Raw genomic sequence first — 5,755 nt, 5'->3', positions numbered from 1 at the left:
CAACGGCAAGCTCGACCGCAAGGCGCTGCCCCGCCCGGACGGTTCGGCCTTGTTCAGCCGCGAGTACGCAGCGCCCCAGGGCGAGCTGGAAAGCGCCCTGGCGCAGCTGTGGGCCGAAGTGCTGCAGGTGGAGCGGGTAGGGCGGCATGACCATTTCTTCGAACTCGGCGGGCATTCGTTGCTGGCCATGCGCATGGTCGCGCAGGTGCGCGTGCGGCTGGGCCTGGAGCTGCCTTTGAGCGAGCTGTTCGCCCAGGCAGAACTCGCCGCCGTGGCGCGGTACCTGACGGGTGCACGGCGCAACGCGATGCCGGCCATCGTGGCGGTGCTCCGCGACGACGGCACGCCGTTGTCGTTCGGCCAGCAGCGGCTGTGGTTCCTGGCGCAGATGGACGGTGGCAACCAGGCCTACAACATTCCCCTGGCACTGCGCCTGAACGGCCGGCTGGACGTCGACGCGCTGCGCCGTGCGCTGCTGCGGGTGATCGAGCGTCACGAGACCCTGCGCAGCCGTTTCAGCGCCCACGATGACAGCGCCCGGATCCATTTCGTGGCGCCGGACCCGGCAGAGCTACTGCCGCTTGTGGCGCTGGGCCAGGCGCCCAAAGCCCTTGCGACGCACCTGCGAGAGGAGGCCAACGCGCCCTTCGACCTTGCCCAGGATCCGCTGATTCGTGGCCGTCTGCTGCGCCTGGCCGATGACCAGCACGTGCTGTTGCTGACCCTGCATCACATCATTGCCGATGGCGGGTCCATGAGCGTGCTCACCCGCGAAGTGCAGGCGCTCTACCAGGCCTTCAGCCAGGCGCAGGATGACCCGTTGCCCGCGCTGGCCCTGCAGTACGGCGACTATGCCGTATGGCAGCGCGAATGGCTGCGCGGCGAGGTGCTGAGCGAGCAGGGCCGCTACTGGCAGCAGGCACTGGCCGGCGCCCCGGCGCTGCTCACCCTGCCCACCGATCGCCCGCGCCCCGCCGAGCAGGACTACCGCGGCGCCAGCGTCGCGCTACGGCTTGATCCGCGCCTGTGCGCCGAACTCCAGGCGCTTTCCCGGCGTCACGGGGTGACCCTGTACATGACCTGTCTGTCGGCCTGGTCGGTGCTGCTGTCCAGGCTGGCCGGCCAGCCCGAAGTGGTGATCGGCTCGCCGGTGGCCAACCGGCGCAACGCCGAGATCGAAGAGCTGATCGGGCTGTTCGTCAACACCCTGGCCCTGCGCATCGATACCTCGGGCGCGCCGGATGTCGCGGCGCTACTGGCACGGGTGAAGACGCAGGTGCTGGGCGCGCAAGAACATCAGGACCTGCCTTTCGAGCAGGTGGTGGACGTGCTGCGCCCGCCGCGCAGCCTGGCGCACAGCCCGGTGTTCCAGGCGTCGCTGACCTGGCTCGGCGACGAAGGCCAGCACCTGAGCCTGGGCGAACTGCGCGCAGAACCGATCGCCGCGCCGCTGCCGTTCGCCAAGTTCGACCTGACCCTGAGCCTGGTGGCCGGACCCGACGGCATCAACGGCGCGCTGGAATACGCCACCGCCCTGTTCGACGAGGCCACCGTGCAACGCTACGCCGGCTACCTGGAGCAACTGCTCTGGGCCATGGTGGCGGACGACCACGGGGTGCTGGAGCATGTGCCGTTGCCGCAGGCCAGCGAGCGCCGCCGTCTGCTGCTGGACTTCAACGCAACCGCCGTGGACTACGACCTCGAGCAAAGCCTGCACGGCCTGTTCGAAGCCCAGGTCGAACGCACGCCCGGGGCAATCGCCGTCGAAACCGACGACGCAACCCTGAGCTACGCGCAACTCAATGCCCAGGCCAACCGCCTGGCCCATCACCTGATCGGCCTGGGCGTGCGGCCCGACGATCGGGTGGCGATCTGCGTCGAGCGTGGCGCGCCGATGGTCGTTGGCCTGCTGGCCATTCTCAAGGCCGGCGGTGCCTACGTGCCGCTGGACCCGGACTACCCCCGCGACCGCATTCGCTACATGCTCGAAGACAGCGCCCCGGTCGCCGTGCTGGTCCAGCCCGAAACCGCCGCGCTGCTGGGTGAGGTGCGGGTGCCGCAGGTCGACCTGCACGCGCAGTCCCTGGACGCGTACGACAGCGCCAATCCCGTGGTCGCGGGCCTCACTGCGCGCAACCTCTGCTATGTGATCTACACCTCCGGCTCCACCGGACAGCCCAAGGGGGTGATGAACGAACACCGCGGGGTGGTCAACCGCCTGCTGTGGACGCAGGACGCCTACCGCCTGGACGCGAGGGACGCGGTGCTGCAGAAGACCCCGTTCAGCTTCGACGTCTCGGTGTGGGAATTCTTCTGGCCGCTGCAGACCGGCGCGCGCCTGGTCATGGCGCGGCCTGGCGGGCACAAGGACCCGGCCTACCTGCGCGAGGTGATTCGCGCTGCCGGCATCACCACGCTGCACTTCGTGCCGTCGATGCTCGATGTGTTCCTCGCCCACGGCGATGCCTCGGCCTGCGCCGGTCTCGCCCGCGTGCTGTGCAGCGGTGAAGCGCTGCCCGGCAGCCTGGTGCGCCGCTTCAAGGCGCAGCTGCCGAGCGTTGCGTTGCACAACCTCTATGGCCCGACCGAGGCCGCTGTCGACGTGACCGCCTGGCACTGCGCCGGGCCGCTCGAGCAAACGCCCGACAACACGCCCATCGGCAAGCCGATCGCCAATACCCAGCTGTATGTGCTCGATTCCCAGGGCGAGCCGGTGCCCCAAGGCGTGGTGGGCGAGCTGTACATCGGCGGTGTGCAGGTGGCGCGCGGCTACCTCAACCGCGCGCAGCTCAGCGCCGAGCGCTTCATCGATGACCCGTTCAGCCAGCAGCCCGAGGCGCGCCTGTACCGCACCGGCGACGTGGCGCGCCACCTGGCCGACGGCACCCTCGAATACCTGGGGCGCAACGACGACCAGGTCAAGATCCGCGGTCTGCGCATCGAACTGGGCGAGATCCAGGCCTGCCTGACTCGCCAGCCGGGCGTGGGCGAGGCGGCGGTGCTGGCCCGCGAGGACCAGCCAGGCGACAAACGCCTCGTGGCCTACTACACCGGCGACGCCCCGCTGCCGGTGCAGACCCTGCGCCAGGCACTGCTGGCCGAGCTGCCGGAATTCATGGTGCCCGCGCTGTTCGTGCACCTCGATGCCTTGCCGCTGAGCCCCAACGGCAAGCTGGACCGCAAGGCGCTGCCAGCGCCGGGCGCGGACGCCATGTTGTCCCGCCCGTACGAGGCACCCCTGGGCGACACCGAGATCGCCCTGGCCGATCTCTGGCAGGCGCTGCTGGGCGTCGAGCGAGTAGGGCGGCATGATCATTTCTTCGAGATGGGCGGCCACTCGCTGCTGGCCGTGACCCTGGTCGCGCGCATGCGCCGGCTGGGCCTGGCGGCCGATATCCGCGTGCTGTTCAACCAGCCGACGCTGTCGGCCCTGGCCAGCGCGGCCGCTGCGCACACCCAGACCGAGGTGCCAGCCAACCGTATCACCACCGGCTGCACGCGAATCACTCCAGACCTGTTGCCGCTGCTCGCACTGGAGCAGGCGCAGATCGAGCGCATTGTCGCCAGCGTGCCTGGCGGTGCGGCCAACGTGCAGGACATCTATCCACTGGCGCCCCTGCAGACCGGCATTCTCTACCATCACCTGTCGGCCACCGAGGGCGACCCATACCTGCTAAAGGCGCGCTTCGCCTTTGCTGACGAACACCGCCTGACGCTGTTCTGCCAGGCGCTGCAGCGCGTTATCGAACGCAATGACATCCTGCGCACGGCGCTGGTCTGGGAGGGCCTGACCGCGCCTGTGCAAGTGGTCTGGCGCGAGGCCCGGCTGTCGGTGCAGGACTGCCAGGTCGATACGTGCGCCGAGGTCCTGGATAGCCTTGTCCAGCAGACCCACGACGCCCGCCTGGACCTCACCCGCGCGCCGCTGCTCCGGCTGGTGCATGCCAACGATCCGCGCAACGGGCGGGTGGTGGCCGTGCTGCTGTTCCACCACCTGGTCATGGACCATATCGCTCTCGACGCCCTGCGCCACGAGATGCAGGCCGTGTTGCTCGGCCAAGAGCAACAGCTGCCGGCGCCGGTGCCGTACCGCAACTATGTCGCCCAGACCTTGCAGGGGCTGGACGATAACGCTCACGAAGCCTATTTCACGGCGCAGCTCGGCGACATCGACGAACCCACGCTCGCCTATGGCCTACACCCTTTGGCCATGGCGCAGGTGCCCACCGAGGCCAGGCGCTGGGTCGAGGCGGGACTTGCCCAGCGGATCCGCCAGCAGGCGCGGCAACTGGGCGTCAGCGCTGCCAGCCTGCTGCACCTGGCCTGGGCGCAGGTGCTGGGCCAGCTGTCGGGCCGCGACAGCGTGGTGTTCGGCACCGTGCTGCTGGGCCGGCTGCAGGGCGGCGAAGGCATGGAGCGCGCCCTGGGCGTGTTCATCAACACGCTGCCGCTGCGTCTGGACCTGGCGGGCCTTTCGACCCGCGAGGCCGTGCTCGACACCCACCGCCGGCTGAGCAGCCTGCTGGTCCACGAGCATGCCCAGCTGGCGCTGGCCCAGCGCTGCAGCGCTTTGCCCGCAGGGGCGCCGCTGTTTGGAACGCTGTTCAACTACCGACATGGCGATTCGACCCAGACGCTCGACGCGACGGCCGGAGAGGCCTGGCAGGGTATCGAGCTGCTGGACGCGGAGGAACGCACCAACTATCCGCTGACCCTGAGCGTCGACGACCTGGGCGATGCCTTTGGCCTGACGACGCTGGCCGCGCCGGGCATCGACCCACAGCGCATCTGCGACTACCTGCACCACGCCCTCGAGCACCTGGTGGATGCCTTGCAGGCGACCGACGATCATCCGCTGGAGCAGGCCTGCCTGCTGCCCGCCGCAGAGCGACAGCGCCTGTTGCTGGACTTCAATGACACCGGCCGCGAGTACTCGCGCGAACAGCCCGTGCACCGCCTCTTCGAGCGTCAGGTGGCCCGAGACCCGCTGGCGATAGCCGCCGTGCAGGGCGCCCGGTGCCTGACCTACGGCGAGCTCAACCAGTGCGCCAATCGCCTGGCCCACTTCCTGGTGGCCGAGGGCGTCAAGCCTGGCGATGCCGTGGCGCTGCTGCTGCCGCGGTCGCTGGAGCTGCTGATCGGCCAGCTGGCCATCGTCAAGTGCGCGGCGGTCTACGTGCCGCTGGACAGCAATGCTCCCGCCGAGCGCCAGGCCTTCATGCTCACCGATTGCCAGGCCGTGGCCGTGCTTACCTTGAGCGGCACGCCGATCGATGCGCCCGTGCGCCGCATCGACCTGGACCTGCTGGCAGTGGAGGACCAGCCGACCCACGACCCGGCCCTGGCCCAGGACGCCGGCACCGTGGCCTATGTCATGTACACCTCAGGGTCCACCGGCACGCCAAAAGGGGTGCTCGTGCCCCATCGCGGCATTGTCCGGCTGGTGCTGGACAACGGCTATGCCGAGTTCCAGTCCGAGGACCGCTTCGCCTTCGCCTCCAATCCGGCGTTCGACGCCAGTACCCTTGAGGTCTGGGGCGCCTTGCTGAATGGCGGGCAGGTGTGCGTGATCGACCACCTGACCCTGGTCGACCCCGCGCGGTTTGCCCAGGCGCTGCAGGCCGACGGCATCAGCGTGCTGTTCCTGACCACGGCGCTGTTCAATCACTATGTGCAATTGATTCCCGGAGCGCTGGGCGGCCTGCGCCTGCTCCTCACCGGCGGCGAGCGGGCCGATCCGGCGGCGTTCCGGGGG

The 5,755-nt window shown here is 69.3% G+C and carries 1 protein-coding gene; it reads left to right on the top strand.

Going from position 1 to position 5,755, the window contains the following annotated elements; genetic code table 11:
• The coding region (locus tag VJS90_RS02140) for a non-ribosomal peptide synthetase (RefSeq protein ID WP_324118629.1) at positions 1-5,755 on the top strand (5,755 nt) is incomplete at both ends.

This window comes from Pseudomonas sp. (assembly GCF_035277045.1).
In the GTDB taxonomy this organism is placed as follows: Bacteria; Pseudomonadota; Gammaproteobacteria; order Pseudomonadales; family Pseudomonadaceae; genus Aquipseudomonas.
Note: the sequence above shows the minus strand (reverse complement) of the source record. Positions and strands in the feature narration are given on the sequence as shown.